The organism is Anaerotignum sp. (assembly GCF_040307045.1).
Classification (GTDB): Bacteria; Bacillota; Clostridia; order Lachnospirales; family Anaerotignaceae; genus Chakrabartyella.
The window spans coordinates 1-16977 of the sequence record NZ_JAWRKF010000006.1; the positions used below are offsets into that span (position 1 = coordinate 1).

Here is a 16977-nt window from a genome sequence, read left to right on the forward strand (position 1 = left end):
TATGGAAAACTCTGAAGTGGTTATTTCCATTAACAAAAACGATACAGCACCTATCTTTGAAGTATCCGATTTGGGTATTGTAGGTGACGTTAAAGTTATCCTGCCTAAATTGGCTGATGCAATCAGAAAGTACAAAACAGCGAAAGCGAACAACTAAGAAGCTATTGGGGTTCGGTAGGTCTATTTTGAATGATGTTAATCGATTAGGGGGGTTCGTTGAGATGAGCATTTATTCTGTTTTTTTTCCTGGCTATACAGCCGGCGAGAACGCTTACCAAGAAATTGATGCCGTATGTTCACCTTATGGAACAAAGGCAGTTGTGATCGGCGGAAAAACAGCAATTGAAAAGACGAAGGACTATTTGCTGGAGGCAACAAAGGAAAGCTCCGTAAAAATTACTGATTTTATTTGGTATAAAGGCGAAGCTGCTTTTGAATATGCAGAGGAGTTACAGCAATTGGATGTGGTTAGAGATGCAGATATGGTGTTTTGTGTGGGCGGTGGCAAGGCGATAGACTGTGCAAAGCTAGTGGCTGATCACCTGAAAAAACCTTATTTTACATTCCCAACCATTGCATCTACTTGTGCTTGCATTTCGGCATTAGGCATTTACTATCACACAAATCATGTGTTCCGTGATTTTTTCCGTGTGGAAAAACCTCCCGTTCATGTGTTTATCTCTACAAGAGTCATTGCCGAAGCACCTGAGGTTTATCTATGGGCAGGCATTGGCGATGGTATGAGCAAAGAGGCAGAAGTAAAATTCTCTGCAAGGGGAAAAGATGATGAGTTAACCTTATCAGAGCAAGCCGGGGTTGCAATGAGTAGCTGCTGCACAGAGCCTTTGTTGAAATATGGAATACAAGCGATGGAGGACTGTAAGCTAAATCGTCCTTCTGAGGCTATTGAGCAGGTTGCCTTGAATATTTTTATCAACACAGGTATGGTATCTAATATGGTTGACTCTCATAAGTATAATACAAACTTGGCGCATGCATTGTTTAACAGTATGACCATGTTACATCAAGTTGAAGAAAGACACCGTCATGGTGAAGTGGTTTCCTATGGAACACTTGTTTTGCTGACGTTAGACAAACAGTATGACCTGTTGGATCGTTTCTTTGAGTTTTATAAAGGAATGAATTTGCCAACAAAGCTGTCTGATATTGAAGTCTCCATAGAAGAATTGGATCCTGTTTTAGAAGCGGCAGTAAAGAAGTATGATTTGGATTATATCCCATATGATATTACTCCTGAAATGATTAAAGCAGCCATTCTGGAGTTAGAAGAATTCAATCTTAGAAAAGCGGCATAAACGAGGACTAAACTGCAAATATTTAAGGCAAAGGACGTATATCCTTTGCCTTTCTTTTTGTCAACTTGACAGTTTTGGAATATACTTCTATACTTGTGGTTAGAAAATTTGACATAAGGAGTGCATGGAATGGGATACTTTCCGAAAATTGGTATGAGAATGATTAAAACAGCGGTTGCAGTTGCAATTTGCTTTTTAATCAGCATTTTAACAGGTGGAGATGGAAAGCCTATTTTTTCAGGGATTGCAGCAATTATTTGTATGCAACCTTATGTAGAGCACAGTGTGGAAGTTGCCTTTAATCGTATCATAGGAACTGTCATTGGGGCTGTCTTTGGGTTGGCTGCGGCAACATTGATGTTGCAAATTCCAACAGGGTTTGAATACTTAAAGTATTTGGTAGTTTCTTTTGCAATCATCCCTGTTTTATATACAACGGTTATTTTAAAAAAACCTGGTGCATCTGCATTGGCTGGGGTGGTGTTACTAAGTATTACTTTGACCAATGATACATCCCCGCCTATCATGAACGCCGTGAATCGTTCGATAGAAACCATTGTGGGTATTTTGGTTTCTTTAGGGGTAAACATGGCTCACTTGCCAAGGCGTAGAGAGAAAGATTTTCTTTTTGTATCCGGCTTTGATGGCGCTATTTATGGAGAAAAAACGGGAATCACACCTTATTGTATTTTCGAATTAAACCAGTTATTGCGAGATGGTATGGCTTTTACTATTGCAACTGAAAGAACACCCGCATCTTTAATGGCTGATTTGGGCTCCATAAATTTTGAATTACCCATCATTGCCATGGATGGTGCAGTGCTGTATGATATGAAAGAAAAAAGGTATTTGGCTTGCCATGGTCTTTCAAAGGAAATGACGGCAAGAATTGAGGAATTTCTGGGTGAGCAAGATTTGCATTACTTTTTAAATGTAGTTTGGCAGGATGTATTGCTGATTTATTATCATGACTTTAAAAATGAGGAAGAAGAGAAATTATACAAGCAATTGCGACTATCACCCCATCGAAATTATGTCTATGGTGAGCGTCCTGAGGATGGAAACGTGGTGTATTTCTTGCTGGTAGTCCAGGATAAGGTGGCAGAGTTGGTTACTGAAAGGCTATTGGAAATGGACACCCAACAGGAGCTTCTTTTTTTAAAGGACAAATCGGAAACCCCTGAGGGATACTGTCATCTAAAGATTTATCATAAGAATGCAACCAAGGAATATATGATGTATAAACTTCTAGAGACAATGCCACAAAAAAAGACTGTGGTCTTTGGAAGTAATAAAAATGATGTTTCTATGATGAGAGCGGCCGACCTGTCCTTTGCCACGGCGGATGCTACAGAAGATGCAGTTCAAGCTGCCAATTATCAGTTGAAAGGCTTTGGAGATAGCATCGTAAGAACGATTTTACATCTATATGAGCCTTTGCCATGGCAATCTTTGCCGAAAGAACTTAGAGAGGGAAAAAACAAAAAGGTGGATTAAAATATGCAGGAAAAATTACACGAGCTATCCAGGGAAGAACTTCTGCTGGGACAAGAAGGAATAAATAAACTAAAAAGTGCCAAAGTTGCAGTTTTTGGAATTGGTGGTGTTGGTTCTTATGCTACGGAGGCATTGGCCAGAGGTGGCATTGGGCATTTAACTTTGATTGATGGTGACGGTGTTGCCATAACCAACATCAATCGTCAGCTAATTGCCACCCAAAAAACGATTGGTCAGCTTAAAACAGAAATTATGAAACAAAGGATCAATGATATCTTACCTCAGACTAGCGTTGAAATCCATTCTGTATATTACACCAATGATAATAGAGGGTTGATTGACTTTTCTACCTATGACTATATTGTTGACGCCATAGATATGATAACCTCAAAAATTATTTTGATTGAAGAGGCAAAAAAGGAAAACACACCCATTATTAGTTGTATGGGCACTGGCAACAAGTTCGATCCATCACGATTTGAGGTGGCAGATATTTCAAAAACCTCTGTGTGCCCATTGGCTAAAGTTATGAGAAAAGAATTGAAGGATAGAGGAATTCGAGGGGTTAAGGTAGTGTATTCTAAAGAGTTGCCACAAAAACCGGGAAACTCTTTGGAAAAGGGCAAAAGACAAATCCCAGGTAGCATATCTTTTGTTCCATCAGTAGCGGGTATGATTTTGGCGGGTGAAGTAATTTGTGATATTGTTGGAATTAAGAGGGATTAAGGGAAAATGTGGAGAACAACAGTATATTTTTCCAGAAAAAGGGATATTTTGTGGAGAGAAGTATTAAAAAAATATATATTTTCTTATATTTTTCTGAAACATTCTAAAATCTCTTGAAAGGGCCAAAATATTTAGATAAAATGAAGCTAAAACAAATATTTTAAACGAGGCTCTAAAGGGAGGTATCGAGATGAAGAACAAAATTAAAATTGCAGTCTCCATTCTTTTGGTCGCAATGGTTTTTGTGTCTGGATGCGCTGCACAACCAACCTCCAGCAACGGGGCTATTTCCAGCGAAAATACAACGGAAGCTTATATTGCATCGGCTAAGGCAAAGCTAGAAGCAACCTCAAATTTTGAATCTGATTTTTATGCAGAGGTACAAATGGGTGGCGAAAGTGGAAAAACGGTTTCAAATGCTAAGGTTGAAATGGTGCTAGAACCATTGGTGGTAGGAATCAAAATGCAGGATTCATATGGACAGGATACTCTGAGTTCACAGTTATATTTAGAAAAAGTGGATGATGCTGTTAATATGTATATGGCTTATGATGGGCAATGGACTGAGATGACTTTGGATGAAAAAAATGCTATGAAATCCATCGGAATTTATGATGCAGCCAAGGATATGGGGCTTTTGCTGGCCTCTGGAGAGAAATGGGAGCAAGTTTCATCAACGAACGGGGTTATCACCATTACAGGAGAAGTTCCTGCTCAAAAGGTTTATGATATCTCCGAAGCTGGGTGTTTTTTGCAGTTGGCAGGTATGAATGGTGTGGATCAAAGCTATTATACTGGTGTAGGTGCTGTGCCTTTTGAAATTCAGATTAAAGAAGATGGTACACCAGTTGCCTTTTCTGTTGATTTTGCGGATGCGCTGGAGACAGTTATGAACCATGTGCTAGTGGAGTTAGGACAGGAAAGCGATGAAACCATTTCTGTAGAAAAATATCTGATTCGTCAGAATATTTTAAAAATCAATGAAATTAAGAAAGTTGACATCCCTACAGAAGCAAGAAGTGCAATTAATTATGAAAAAGAAATTTCCTTATTAGAAAGCAGCTCTTCTTTGCAGTGAGTAAAGCCCTTGGGAAAGAACCCTTGCATGAACGTGGATGAATATCAATTTTGGATATTCTGTGTTTTTGCAAGGCTCTTGCTACCAAGGGTTTTTATTGTGTGATTGGGAATAGGCAAGGGGATCCTTGGGATTTTTGGTTTATCCGTGAAAAATTTGTGATAAACCCAGTGTTTTTTCAGAAATTTAGGTGGGAATGCTGATATTTTACGGTTTTTATAAATAATGCTGTATTTTTTATAGGATGATGCTATAATAAAAAAGATTGACTTGAAAAAAGGAGAGAATGCAATATGATCGCAGCACAGGGTGTAAGTCTTCAATATGGAGGCAGAGTGCTTTTTAACGATGTAAATATCAATTTTACAAAAGGAAATTGCTACGGATTAATTGGTGCAAATGGTGCCGGTAAATCCACGTTTTTAAAAATTTTATCAGGTGAAATTGAGCCCAATAAAGGTTCTGTATTTATTACACCTGGGGAAAGAATGGCTGTATTGAAGCAGGATCATTTCATGTTTGATGATTTTGATGTTGTACAAGCAGTTTTGTATGGTCATAAAAGATTATACGAAATTATGAAGGAAAAGGAAGAACTGTATTCCAAAGAGGATTTTTCTGATGAAGACGGGATTAAAGTGTCCGAATTGGAAGGTGAATTTGCAGAGCTTGATGGTTGGTCTGCAGAGTCTAATGCAGGAATTTTGTTAAATGGCTTGGGTGTGACCAATGAGTTCCATTACATGAAAATGAAGGAATTGACGGGTACGCAAAAGGTGAAGGTGCTTTTGGCGCAAGCGCTATTTGGCAATCCTGATATTTTACTTTTGGACGAGCCTACGAACCACTTGGATATTCATGCCATTAAATGGTTGGAAGATTTCTTGTTGAATTTTGAAAATACGGTTATTGTTGTATCCCACGATAGACACTTTTTAAATAAAGTATGTACAAATATTGCAGATATCGATTATGGCAAAATCACTATGTTTGTAGGTAACTATGACTTCTGGTATAGCTTTACCCAGATGACACAGCGTCAATTGAAGGATCAGAATAAGCGTGTAGAGCAGAAGATGAAAGAATTGCAGGAGTTTATTCAGCGATTCAGTGCCAACGCCTCCAAAGCAAAGCAGGCAACCAGTAGAAAAAAATTGCTTGATAACTTGCAGATGGACACCATTAAACCTTCCAGCAGACGTTATCCCTTCTGTAGTTTCAAACAGGATAGAGAAGTTGGAAATGATGTTCTTTTGGTAGAAGATATCTCAAAGACCATAGATGGTAAAAAAGTTTTGGATAAGGTTAGCTTTATGATTCGTCCTAACGAAAAAGTTGCCTTTGTTGGCAAGGATGAAATTGCAAGAACAACTTTATTCCAAATTTTAATGGGTGAAATTGAACCTGATGAAGGTAAATTTAAATGGGGAATTACAACAAAAACTGCATATTTCCCTAAGGATAATAACGAATATTTTGAGGGCAGTAAAGAATCTTTGATTGAGTGGTTAAGACCTCATGCAAAAGAAGGCGAGCAGTATGACGCAGATATTCGTGGTTGGTTAGGTCGAATGCTCTTTAGTGGTGAAGAGGCACTAAAGCAGGCGAATGTTCTCTCTGGTGGAGAAAAAGTGCGTTGTATGCTTTGTAAAATGATGATGAGCGGTGCTAACGTAATGATCATGGATGAGCCTACAAACCACTTGGATTTAGAGTCCATCACTGCATTAAACGAAGGTTTGGTTGAATACAAAGGCACCTTGTTGTTTGACTCCCACGACCATCAATTCGTACAGACCATAGCTGATAGAATTATTGAAATTCTACCTGGTGGCATTATCGATAGGCAGATGTCCTACGATGAATATTTGGAAGATGAAGATATCAATAATTTGCGTTTACAGCTGACAGGAGAGGCGTAAGATATGATTAATGGGAAGATAGATTTAAGAAGCGATACAGTTACCATACCAACAGAAGAAATGAGAATGGCAATGTTTCAGGCGGTAGTAGGGGACGACGTTTATGGCGATGATGCTACCGTTAACGAGCTGGAACGATTGGCAGCAGATATGTTCGGTAAAGAAGCGGGGCTTTTTCTTCCCACGGGCACAATGAGCAATCAGTTGGCATTGTTTACCCATGTTCAAAGGGGCGAGGAGGTCATTCTTCCTGATAATTGCCATATTATTGCCCATGAGGCCGGTTCCTCTGCAATCATTGCTGGGGCGCAATTGCGTTCCATTCCCAGTAAAAATGGGGAGATGTCCTTTGACCTAGTGGAACATTATATCAGAAAAGATCCTGATGATATTCACCAGCCTAAAACTGCTTTAATCACTTATGAAAATGCAGACTCAGATGGGCTAGTACGCTCTTTAGAGTATATGAAAGGTATCAAAGCCATCGCAGAAAAGTATGATTTACCAATACATTTGGATGGTGCCCGAATTTTTAACGCTGCCACATATCTTGGTGTAGATGTCAAGGAAATGGCACATTATGCAGATACAATATCTGTGTGTATGTCCAAGGGTCTGTGTGCACCTGTTGGCTCTGTATTGGTGGGAAGCAAAGATTTTATTGCTTTGGCAAGAAGAAAGCGTAAGATTCTTGGTGGGGGTATGCGACAAGTAGGTATTTTAGCTGCTGCAGGAATCCTTGCATTGCAAGAGATGCCAAAAAGATTACAAGAAGACCATGATAATGCAAAGTATTTGGTAACACGTTTAAAAGAAGTCAAGGGATTGGAAGTCTACGAAGATCGTCAGCAGATTAGCATGGTATTCTTTCGTTTAAAAGGGTATCCTTTGGATTCGGCTGCATTGGTACGCTATATGGCAGAGCATGATGTGCGTATCAATGGGGAAGATAACGGGATGATGCGTTTTGTGACCCATCGATATGTTTCCAAAGAAGAAATTGATCAGGTTGTAAAGTTACTAAAAGATGCGCAGTAAAAGGAGTGCCCTCGTGTTTTCGGGGGCATTTTTTCAAGTTTTTTTGTTTTAAAGCATACAAAACGTGATTGTTTTTGCTGGAGGGAAGATATGGGAAAAATATTTTTGGCTTTGGGTGTCGGATTTATAATAGGCTTTTATGGACTTATTAAAGAAAAAGGAATTAAGATTAATTGCCAACTTCAAACCCTATGGCTATTGCTGCTGATTTTTTGTATGGGAGTTAGCATTGGACGCAACGGTGAAGTCATTGAAAATCTGCCTACTTTAGGTGGAAAGGCCCTCATGTTTGCAATTTTAACGGTAGTAGGCAGTGTTATAGTTGTCTTTATATTAAGCCGATTTTTAGAAAAGGAGGAGAAGGAATGAGCCTTGCAATTTTAGGTGTTTTGATTTTGGGGATTGCGGGCGGTATCTATATGCCCTTAGATATTTCTTCTTTCCTAGATCAAGCATCATCGATTATGCTTTTTGTTTTATTATTTTCAGTGGGAATTGACTTGGGATTGAATCGTCGGGTTTTTCTGCAAATACGTCAAATGGGTGTACGTATTTTGTTGATTCCCATTGGAGTGGTGTTGGGTTCTTTGTGCGGCGGTGCCGTTGCTGCGACAATTTTACAGATGCAAGTGAAGGAAGGCATGGCAATTGCCTCGGGGCTAGGTTGGTACAGTCTATCTGGAATTTTGATTACGGAGGCAGGCAACCCCATAGGAGGAACAATTTCTTTTTTATCCAACGTTTTTCGTGAAATGATTACGTTTATTTCTATACCTTTTTTGGTGAAATATATGAACTCATATTGTGCCATTGCGCCGGCAGGGGCTACTGCCATGGATACAACATTGGGAATTATCAGCAAAAATACTGACGGAAAAATTGCCATTATAGCTTTTGTAAGTGGCGTAACTTGCACATTGATTGTACCTATTTTAGTACCTTTATTCCTCTAGGGGAATATATTTTACAAAATCCCTTGACTTTTTTGGTTGAATATATTATTATTACTTAGCGAGTTGACAATATGCGGATGTGGCGGAATTGGCAGACGCGCTAGATTCAGGTTCTAGTCGGGGTTTTCCTGGTGCAGGTTCAAGTCCTGTCATCCGCATTGCCAAAAAAAGCAGATAAGATAAATTCTTATCTGCTTTTTTTGGTATTCACTCAGGAAATTAATAGGCTGAGGTGTCCATTTTTCCAAAATGAGGAGATTTTTGAAAAAAATATCAAGGTTTCCGTGTTTGGCTTTTGGGAGGATCAAAAATAATTTATAGGTATCGGGTTAATTAGTGGCCTTGATGACTTTGGTTGATAGGCTGTTTTTCATGGTAAACTGTCTGCTATAATAAAAGAAATTGAATAAGTTTCTTAAGATACCGGGGGGGTTGATGAATGAAAGATTTTATTCAAACATTTATTATTAGTTTTATATTGATTATCCTCTTTTTGTTTTTTGGTGGCCATTGGATTCTTCAGAGCATTTGGTTGGCAAGTGCCTGCGTTGCCCTTGTTATTTCCGTTCTGGTTACATCATTTATCCATCAAGAAACCAAAAATGAAGAACTGGAAGCACGAATCAAAGCCCTAGAATTAATGCTTGAGGAAAAAGATGATAGATAAAAAAGGTTATTGTGATTATTCATTAAATCCATGTCAAACGGCATGAATTTAATTTTATTTGATTAAAGTTTCGCATTGATTTTAATAATATTAAAGTATATAATTCATTTTATGAAAGGGGATGGAGAAATGGCAATTGAGATTGTACCCGATTGGATGACAAATCTAGAAGATGAGGATATTGAGTTTGTTAAAAAGTTTCTTCTTGCCTCAGGTTCTTTGAAGGAAATTGCAAATCAATATGGTGTCACTTATCCCACAGTTCGTTTGCGTCTTGATCGTTTGATACAAAAAATTAGGCTAAATGAGGATACCCAGAGTGATCCGTATATTTCATTGATAAAACGATTGGCTATTCAGGAGAAATTGGACTTTGATACGGCCAAGCTTTTGATTCAGGAATATAGAAAAGGAAGGGAGATGCAGTAAATGAGAAAGGTTACTTTGGCTTTAGGGCTTTTTATGATTGTCCCCGCAATCTTAATTGTGCTTGAGATTTATTTTTGCAAAAATCAAATGAGAGCGGCACTGATTATGCCTGTGGTTGTTGCCTGTTGTTTTATCATATTTGGCATTTATGCCTTTATGTTAGCGGCTGTTTTATTTATCATTTATTATGTGTTTAATCATTTGCAGAAGGTAAAGGAAAGCAAGAGCAAGGAAATTGATAAGATGAGTATTGAAGATTTATAAGAAAGGGTGTTATGGAAAAAACCATAACACCCTTTTGTCTTATGTTGAACAATGAGCACTTCCATTGGATGTGTTTTTGGCACCAAAAAGGAAGAAAACCATACCAACAACACTTAGAATTAAGAATAACCACAACATAAACCCAACATTGTAATACTGCAAAATAAAACCGCCCACAAGGCTACCCAAAACATTTCCTATGGTAATTCCAATGGTGATGAGGGCTTGCCCCTTTACCTGATCGGACTTACCTAAGGCACTGCTTACATAATATACGATGGCAGCAGTAAATGGAGCAAAGGATATGGCCTGAAAGCTGACAGCGATATAGAGAAGTGCCAGGTTAGAGGCGAGTGTAATCCCTAGGGCTTTGATGACAAAGAAGATTGCCGTAAACCGTAGTAGCTTTCCGCAGTCCCATTTGCGGATAAGGCGTGTGCAAAGAATCATGGCAGGCACTTCTAAAAGGGCGATATAGGCCATAAGTTGCCCCAATTCAGCATTGCCTTTTCCGATGCGGTTTAAAATATGTATCATATAGTTATTCACAGAGCTATGGCAAGTAAAAATAAAGGCGATACCAACCACAAGCATGGCAAAGCGAGGATTCTCTCTTAAAACAGCAAGGGTACCTCCTGTTGGAAAATCTTGACTTTGACGAATACCCATTTCTGGAAGTTTACGCATAAGGAGTAGAATCAAAAAATTCAAACTACAAGAAATCAATGGGAGACATCTCGTTGTAAAAATGACCGTTAAGGTTCCTAAAAAAAACGTTAAGATAGAAAAAAACAATGAACCAATTCCTCGGGCTACCCCGAAGTTTAGGGGGATATCATTCTGAATTAGTTGGATTCCCAAGGCACTTAACAAGGGCTGCATGGATAGCTGTAATAAGATAAGCAGACTATATAGCGGTGCGATTACCACAGTTGGCGGGCTAAAAACTCCCAACAGAACAAGGGGGATGGTTTGTGCTACACAGAGCAACATAAAAAGCAACTTAACAGTAAAGCGCTTACCCTTATCTGCCGCCCCAGCCACGATGGGCTGAAGCAGCACTGAAAGCAGGCTTGAAATTGCAATCAGTGATCCAATACTGCCATCTGAAAAACCGTGGTCTAAAAGGAATACTGCTGTAAAACTAACAACACAGCCGTAACTCATCCAGTAGAGACCATGTAAAGCACAGTAATAATAGATCAAAGTGTCTTTTCTCATTTTTTTATCCTCATTTTTATCAGTGAGTAATGATTTCAGCGCCATCCTCTGTTACAGCAATTGTATATTCCCACTGGGCAGAGAGAGAACCGTCCTCCGTGTAAATCGTCCATCCGTTTTCTTCGTCTTGGAAGAAATCTTCTTCTCCTGCATTTACCATGGGCTCAATGGTAAAGACCATCCCTGGCACCAAAAGCATGCCGGTGCCACGGTTGCCAACATGGCAAACATATGGGTCTTCATGGAAGTCATTTCCTACTCCATGACCACCAATATCATGTAGCACTGTGTATCCATTGGCATAAATATGCTGGCTTACAACAAAGCCAATATCGCCTAAAAATCCCCAAGGTTTTACTTCTTTTAAGGCTAAATCTACAGCCTCTTTTGTAACTTCAACCAGCTTTTTAGCTTCTGGGCTTACCTCGCCAATACAGAACATACGAGAAGCATCAGCATAGTAGCCATCTAAAATGGTGGTAACGTCAACATTAATGATATCCCCATCTTTCAAAATTTCGTCAGGGGATGGGATCCCATGGCAGACAACATCATTGATAGAAGTACAAACGCTTTTTGGAAATCCGCAATAACCCAGGGGTGCCGGTGTGCCTCCGTGGGCAATGGTATATTCGTGGACTAGGTTGTTAATATCATCGGTGGACATCCCGGCACGGATTTTTTCAGCTACCATGTCTAATATCTCTGTGTTCAGTTTTCCAGCTTTACGGATACCATCCAACTGCTCGGGGGTTTTAATAATTTTGTGGGAAGGAACTTTTGCTCCCTTTGCTTCAAACTGTGCTATTTTTTCATCCATAGCTGCGTGGCACTGTTTGTATTTTTTACCGCTGTTACACCAGCAGGGATCATTACGACCGATCTTCATCATTATTCAGATCCTTTCTTTTTTATAACTTGGGGCGTTCTGTTATTAGATATGAAAATTTTTACATAAAAAGTCTCACAAAAAGGAGGGACTCATACTTTTTATTGAAGTAAACGCCAACTTTTTATGATACAATTTAAAAGATTATACGAGTAAATATTTTTTCACAGAACACCAATAAAATATTTACAAATACTTTTTTCATAGTAGCATAAAAGAGGAGGAAGGACAATAGAGATATTGCTTGACTGTAAAATGTATCCTATTGTGGGATCATACAATTTAAAAATAGAAGGGATGAGATGATTATGATTTATAGCAGCATAGAACAATTGATTGGAAAAACACCTTTGCTGGAATTGGTGCAATTGGAAAAGAAGTATCATTTAAAGGCAAAGCTGATTGCAAAGGTTGAATTTATGAACCCTGGCGGCAGTGCCAAAGATAGAGTGGCAAAAGCAATGATAGAAGAAGCTGAAAGTAAGGGCATTTTAAAAGAAGGAGCTACCATTATCGAGCCAACTAGCGGTAATACCGGGATTGGTTTAGCAGTAATGGCAGCAGCCAAAGGCTATCGAGCTATTATCGTAATGCCTGACTCTATGAGCATGGAGCGTCGTATGCTCATGAAGGCTTTTGGTGCAGAGCTAGTGCTTTCTGACGGTTCAAAAGGTATGGCAGGAGCAATTGAAAAGGCAGAGGAATTAAACAAAGAAATCCCTAATTCTTTTATTCCCGGACAGTTTGATAACCTTGCCAATCCTCAAGCCCATTATGAGACGACAGGACCTGAAATTTACAAAGACACTGAGGGAAAAATAGATATTTTTGTTTCTGGAGTTGGCACTGGTGGAACCATAACAGGGGTAGGTAAATATTTAAAAGAAAAAAATGGGGATATCCAAGTGGTTGCTGTTGAACCAGCCAAATCTCCGCTGTTATCAAAAGGGATTGTAGGGTCTCATGGTATACAAGGGATTGGAGCAAATTTTGTTCCTTCTATATTAAATACAGAAATATATGATGAAATTATTGCTGTTGAAAACGAAGATGCATACGAAATGGGCAGGGAAATCGCCAAAACCGAGGGGTTGTTGGTGGGTATATCCTCAGGGGCGGCTGTTGTTGCAGCAATGAAGCTGGCACATCGCCCAGAAAATATGGGAAAAAATATTGTTGTTTTATTACCTGATACAGGTGAAAGATATTTAACAACAGCAATGTTCACAGAGGAATAAAAATGGAACGGCGAAATCAGATGACGGCGGCTCTTGGGGCTTTGCTTATGATTATTGATCATGTTGGTGTTGTATTTTTTCCGGGGCAGATGGGATTTCGCCTTATAGGGAGATTTTCTTTTCCTTTATTTGCCTTTGGAATAGCCCAAGGAGTTACCTATACTTCATGTTTTCCAAAGTATTTATTTCGCATTTTATTAGCAGCGGTTATTTCTCAACCTATTTATCGGATGACTTTTTATATTAATAGTTTAAACCCTTTATTTACACTTGCGTTAGGGGCCCTGGTACTACGACTCTTTAGAATGGGGCAAAAACAGCAGATAATAGCCTTGGTTTTGCTGGTATTTTCTGTATGGCTTAAAAGTAGCTATAGCTGGTATGGAGTTGCAACAATTTTTTTATATGGATTTTATTATTGTGCAAGAGAGTTTTCTTTTTACGGTCAGTTGGCACTTCAAATGATATATGGGCTTGCAACAGGTGCCTGGATACAGAGTTTTTCTATTTGTGCCTTTCCATTTGCGGGGCGAATTTGGAAAAAACAAATATTATTGCCCAGATATTTTCTTTATATATTTTACCCCTTACATCTATTGATATTGATTGGTATAAGAGAAATGATATATTAAAAAAGCGGCATACGGTAAATTCCGTAGCCGCTTTTGCTGCTTTACAATTTGAGTCAGAATACAAAGAATTTTATAAAATCACACAATTATACATAGATAATGGTTGGGCATATATTTAAGTGGCATTTTTTCTACTTTGCTGGCGAATCCGGAGAATTGCCCGTAAAATAACTGCAACAATTGGCCCAAGAATCAAACCCCAAAAACCAATGCATTTATACCCAAAGTACATTGCGAATAGTGTAAGCAAGGGGTGCATTCCAAGCTGGGAACCAAGGATTTTTGGTTGCATCAGCTGTCGCACCAATTGAACTATACCATAAATAATTAAGTAGCCAATGGCAAGGGGTGTGTTTCCTAAAACAAAGCTAACGAGAGCGCCTGGCCATAATATGAAACCGCTTCCAAAAAAGGGGATTGCATCTATAATAGCAATGGAAACGCTTATCAATAGAGCATAAGGTGAATGCAGGATATACAGACCAATAATACATACCAGAAAAATGTAGACCATTAGAATTAATTGAGTCTTTACATACCCCCAAAGGGAGGATAGTAGATCTTTTTTTGTTGCCGGTAAGGATTCGCCCAGCAATGGTTCCACATGGGTTTTATATGCCAAACGAATAACATCTTTATCTTTTGTAAGAAAATATGACGAAAACAAGGCGATAAAGCAACCTAATATAACCTTTGGCACTGCTGTGATGGCAGAAACGGATCCGCTGCCTTGTACCAATGCAAATAAGATATTAAACAACTCATCTTGCAAATAGGCAGTTACATTGGTTACCACATCAGGAAGGCCAATCAGCATTTTATCTACCCTTTCCCAGAACAGGGTCAACCCAACTTCTATCTTTTTTAGGTAAAAGGGAATGTCGTTTATTAGGTTATGCATTTGCTCAGAAAGCTGGTTTCCTGCAAAGTAACCTAGAAAACCTATGGCGGAAATAAGCAAAATTATGCCTATGAGGGCGCCTAGCCAGCGAGGTATATGAAACTTTTCCAGTGTGTCTGCCAAGGGGGTGAACAGTAAGCTTAAAAGCCACCCAAATATAAATGGCAGAAAAATTGGAAATAGGTAGCGAAAGAATAAAAAACAGGCTAGAACACCGCCACAAAGGATTAGAGAATTTTGCACCGCTTGTTTATTTTTTAAATAGAAATCTTGCATAGCACCCCTCCTAGATGGGACAACTTCCCAATATGTATATTATAATACGAAATGGAGAATTGGGTACATGATTTCATCAGAATTAAAAAAGAATTAATCTTTTTCCTCCCAAAATCTGCTGCCTTTTTAAAGAGAAGTTTTTGTTTGGTTTAAAAGATTTCTTCTCATTTTTCCAAGAATTTAATTTTTTATTTTGCTGGGTAGCACATTACTGGTTTATACGCTTAATTTCTGCAGAAAGATTAACCATTTCAATGGCAGCCAGCGCAACATCGTAACCTTTATTTCCTGCCTTTGTACCTGCCCGCTCAATGGCTTGTTCAATATTTTCGGTGGTAACCACACCAAAAAGTACGGGGGTGTCTGTTTCCATGGAAAGGTGGGCAATGCCTTTAGAAACTTCGCTGCAAACGTAATCGTAGTGGGTTGTTGCACCACGAATGACAGCGCCTAAGCAAATAATTGCATCATAAGCGCCGCTTTTCACCATTAGCTTTGCGGCAGCAGGTATTTCAAATGCACCAGGAACACGAACCAAAGAGATGTGATCGGCATTTACGCCATGGCGCAAGAGGGCATCTTCTGCCCCCTCAATGAGCTTTCCAACGATAAAATCATTAAAACGTGCTGCTACAATACCTACTTTCATATCTGTTGCAATTAAATTTCCTTGAATGAGTCTCATGAGATAATTCCTCCTAAATATTAAATATTTTTATAGTGTGTGGGAAAAAAGATGTCCCATTTTTACCTGTTTGGTACGCATATATTCCAAGTCGTGCTCCTGAGGTGCAATTTCAATGGAAACGCGCTTTGTAATTTCAACGCCAAACCCATCTAAGCCATAAACCTTTTCTGGGTTATTGGTGAGAAGGTGTAATTCCTTTGCTCCTAAATCTTGCAAAATTTGAGCACCAATCCAATACTCTCTTAAGTCTGGGGCAAAGCCAAGAGAGAGGTTGGCTTGCACAGTGTCTTGGCCTTGCTCTTGTAATTCATAGGCTTTTAGCTTATTGATTAAACCAATACCTCTGCCTTCCTGACGCATATACAGCAGGATACCTCTACCTTCTTTTTCGATCTGTTTCATAGCGGCAGCTAATTGCTGTCCACAATCGCAACGGCAAGACCCAAACACATCGCCAGTTAAGCATTCGGAGTGGACACGGCAAAGAATGTCTTTACCATCGCCCACTTCACCCTTTACGAGGGCAACATGGTGTTCACCTGTGAGGTCATTGACATAGCCATAAATTTTAAATTCTCCATAAGGGGTAGGTAAATTTGCAGCAGCCTCACGGCGTACGTGCTTCTCATGGCGACGGCAGTAATTTTGCAAATCATGTATGGTAATAAATTTTAGGTTATGTTCATTTGCCAACTCCCAAAGCTGAGGAGTACGCATCATGGTTCCGTCTTCCGCCATGATTTCGCAGCAAAGGCCGCATTCTTTTAGTCCTGCAAGGCGCATTAAGTCTACAGTGGCTTCTGTGTGACCTTCTCTTTTTAAGACCCCGCCACTTCTGGCGATAAGAGGAAACATATGACCAGGTCTGCGAAAATCCTCTGGTTTTGCAGTATCCTCTACACACTTTATGGCTGTGACAGAACGCTCTGCCGCTGAAATACCCGTTGTGGTATCCACATGGTCAATGGAAACTGTGAAGGCAGTGGAATGGTTATCGGTATTTTCTGAAACCATTTGCTGTAATCCTAATTTTTGACCAAGGGATTCACTCATAGGCATGCAGATTAATCCCTTTCCGTATTTAGCCATAAAGTTGACGTTGTCTTGGGTTGCAAATTCTGCAGCGCAAATGAAGTCGCCCTCATTTTCTCGGTCAGGATCGTCGGTCACGAGAATGATTTTTCCTTGTCTTAATTCTTCTAATGCTTCTTCGATGGTGTTGTAAGTATTCATTTTGTTCTC

18 protein-coding genes and 1 tRNA gene are annotated in these 16977 nt (G+C 39.2%); 14 read left to right on the plus strand and 5 right to left on the minus strand.

All coding sequences use genetic code 11. The features are described 5' to 3' along the window. Positions 1-221: 221 nt before the first annotated feature. The 12 genes from ABVZ64_RS05000 (at position 222) to ABVZ64_RS05055 (ending at position 9890) form a co-directional block, all read left to right on the plus strand. Positions 222-1316, plus strand: coding sequence for an iron-containing alcohol dehydrogenase family protein (locus ABVZ64_RS05000; RefSeq protein ID WP_352399957.1), 1095 nt, complete (start codon positions 222-224; stop codon positions 1314-1316). Positions 1317-1445: 129 nt separating this feature from the next. Then, complete coding sequence (locus ABVZ64_RS05005) at positions 1446-2813, plus strand: HAD hydrolase family protein (RefSeq protein WP_352399958.1); 1368 nt, start codon at positions 1446-1448, stop codon at positions 2811-2813. 3 nt (positions 2814-2816) lie between these two features. After that, a complete protein-coding gene (locus ABVZ64_RS05010) occupies positions 2817-3539 on the plus strand; it encodes a tRNA threonylcarbamoyladenosine dehydratase (protein WP_352399959.1) in 723 nt (240 codons plus the stop codon). Positions 3540-3729: 190 nt separating this feature from the next. Further along, entirely contained in the window at positions 3730-4617 is an 888-nt protein-coding gene (locus tag ABVZ64_RS05015; protein ID WP_352399960.1) for a hypothetical protein, read from the plus strand. A 293-nt stretch (positions 4618-4910) separates the two neighbouring features. Continuing rightward, positions 4911-6539 carry an ABC-F family ATP-binding cassette domain-containing protein gene (locus tag ABVZ64_RS05020; RefSeq protein WP_352399961.1) on the plus strand — a complete coding sequence of 543 codons (1629 nt, stop codon included), beginning with the start codon at positions 4911-4913 and terminating at the stop codon, positions 6537-6539. Between the two features lie 3 nt (positions 6540-6542). Continuing rightward, positions 6543-7577, plus strand: coding sequence for a low-specificity L-threonine aldolase (ltaE, locus tag ABVZ64_RS05025; RefSeq protein WP_352399962.1), 1035 nt, complete (start codon positions 6543-6545; stop codon positions 7575-7577). Positions 7578-7667: 90 nt separating this feature from the next. Next, a complete protein-coding gene (locus tag ABVZ64_RS05030) occupies positions 7668-7946 on the plus strand; it encodes a LysO family transporter (RefSeq protein ID WP_352399963.1) in 279 nt (92 codons plus the stop codon). After that, positions 7943-8530, plus strand: a complete 588-nt coding sequence (locus tag ABVZ64_RS05035; RefSeq protein WP_352399964.1) for a LysO family transporter — start codon at positions 7943-7945, stop codon at positions 8528-8530. The genes ABVZ64_RS05030 and ABVZ64_RS05035 overlap by 4 nt, the downstream gene beginning before the upstream one ends. Positions 8531-8603: 73 nt before the next feature. Beyond that, positions 8604-8688, plus strand: a tRNA-Leu gene (locus ABVZ64_RS05040). 281 nt (positions 8689-8969) lie between these two features. Then, positions 8970-9197, plus strand: a complete 228-nt coding sequence (locus ABVZ64_RS05045) for a hypothetical protein (RefSeq protein WP_352399965.1) — start codon at positions 8970-8972, stop codon at positions 9195-9197. A 129-nt stretch (positions 9198-9326) separates the two neighbouring features. Beyond that, positions 9327-9626, plus strand: coding sequence for a DUF2089 family protein (locus ABVZ64_RS05050; RefSeq protein WP_352399966.1), 300 nt, complete (start codon positions 9327-9329; stop codon positions 9624-9626). Next, positions 9627-9890 carry a hypothetical protein gene (locus ABVZ64_RS05055; protein WP_352399967.1) on the plus strand — a complete coding sequence of 88 codons (264 nt, stop codon included), beginning with the start codon at positions 9627-9629 and terminating at the stop codon, positions 9888-9890. It begins immediately after the preceding gene. A gap of 39 nt (positions 9891-9929) precedes the next feature. Here the strand turns inward: ABVZ64_RS05055 and ABVZ64_RS05060 are convergent, their stop codons facing one another. Together ABVZ64_RS05060 and ABVZ64_RS05065 are read right to left on the minus strand one after the other, a co-directional pair. Then, entirely contained in the window at positions 9930-11111 is a 1182-nt protein-coding gene (locus ABVZ64_RS05060) for an MFS transporter (protein ID WP_352399968.1), read from the minus strand. A gap of 19 nt (positions 11112-11130) precedes the next feature. After that, positions 11131-12003 carry a methionyl aminopeptidase gene (locus ABVZ64_RS05065; protein WP_352399969.1) on the minus strand — a complete coding sequence of 291 codons (873 nt, stop codon included), beginning with the start codon at positions 12001-12003 and terminating at the stop codon, positions 11131-11133. Between the two features lie 299 nt (positions 12004-12302). On the opposite strand from ABVZ64_RS05065, the gene cysK reads away from it, so the two are divergent. Together cysK and ABVZ64_RS05075 are read left to right on the plus strand one after the other, a co-directional pair. Beyond that, a complete protein-coding gene (gene cysK / locus ABVZ64_RS05070) occupies positions 12303-13238 on the plus strand; it encodes a cysteine synthase A (protein ID WP_352399970.1) in 936 nt (311 codons plus the stop codon). Positions 13239-13285: 47 nt separating this feature from the next. Beyond that, positions 13286-13870, plus strand: a complete 585-nt coding sequence (locus ABVZ64_RS05075; RefSeq protein WP_502892581.1) for a TraX family protein — start codon at positions 13286-13288, stop codon at positions 13868-13870. A gap of 115 nt (positions 13871-13985) precedes the next feature. On the opposite strand, the gene ytvI is transcribed toward ABVZ64_RS05075, so the two are convergent. From ytvI to ABVZ64_RS05090, 3 genes are all read right to left on the minus strand, one after another. Then, positions 13986-15047 (minus strand): sporulation integral membrane protein YtvI, encoded by a 1062-nt coding sequence (gene ytvI / locus ABVZ64_RS05080; protein WP_352399972.1) that lies wholly within the window; start codon positions 15045-15047, stop codon positions 13986-13988. 208 nt (positions 15048-15255) lie between these two features. Beyond that, positions 15256-15732 (minus strand): 6,7-dimethyl-8-ribityllumazine synthase, encoded by a 477-nt coding sequence (gene ribH, locus ABVZ64_RS05085; RefSeq protein WP_352399973.1) that lies wholly within the window; start codon positions 15730-15732, stop codon positions 15256-15258. Positions 15733-15762: 30 nt separating this feature from the next. Next, positions 15763-16968: a bifunctional 3,4-dihydroxy-2-butanone-4-phosphate synthase/GTP cyclohydrolase II gene (locus tag ABVZ64_RS05090; RefSeq protein ID WP_352399974.1), complete on the minus strand. Its 1206-nt coding sequence runs from the start codon at positions 16966-16968 to the stop codon at positions 15763-15765. Positions 16969-16977: the final 9 nt, after the last annotated feature.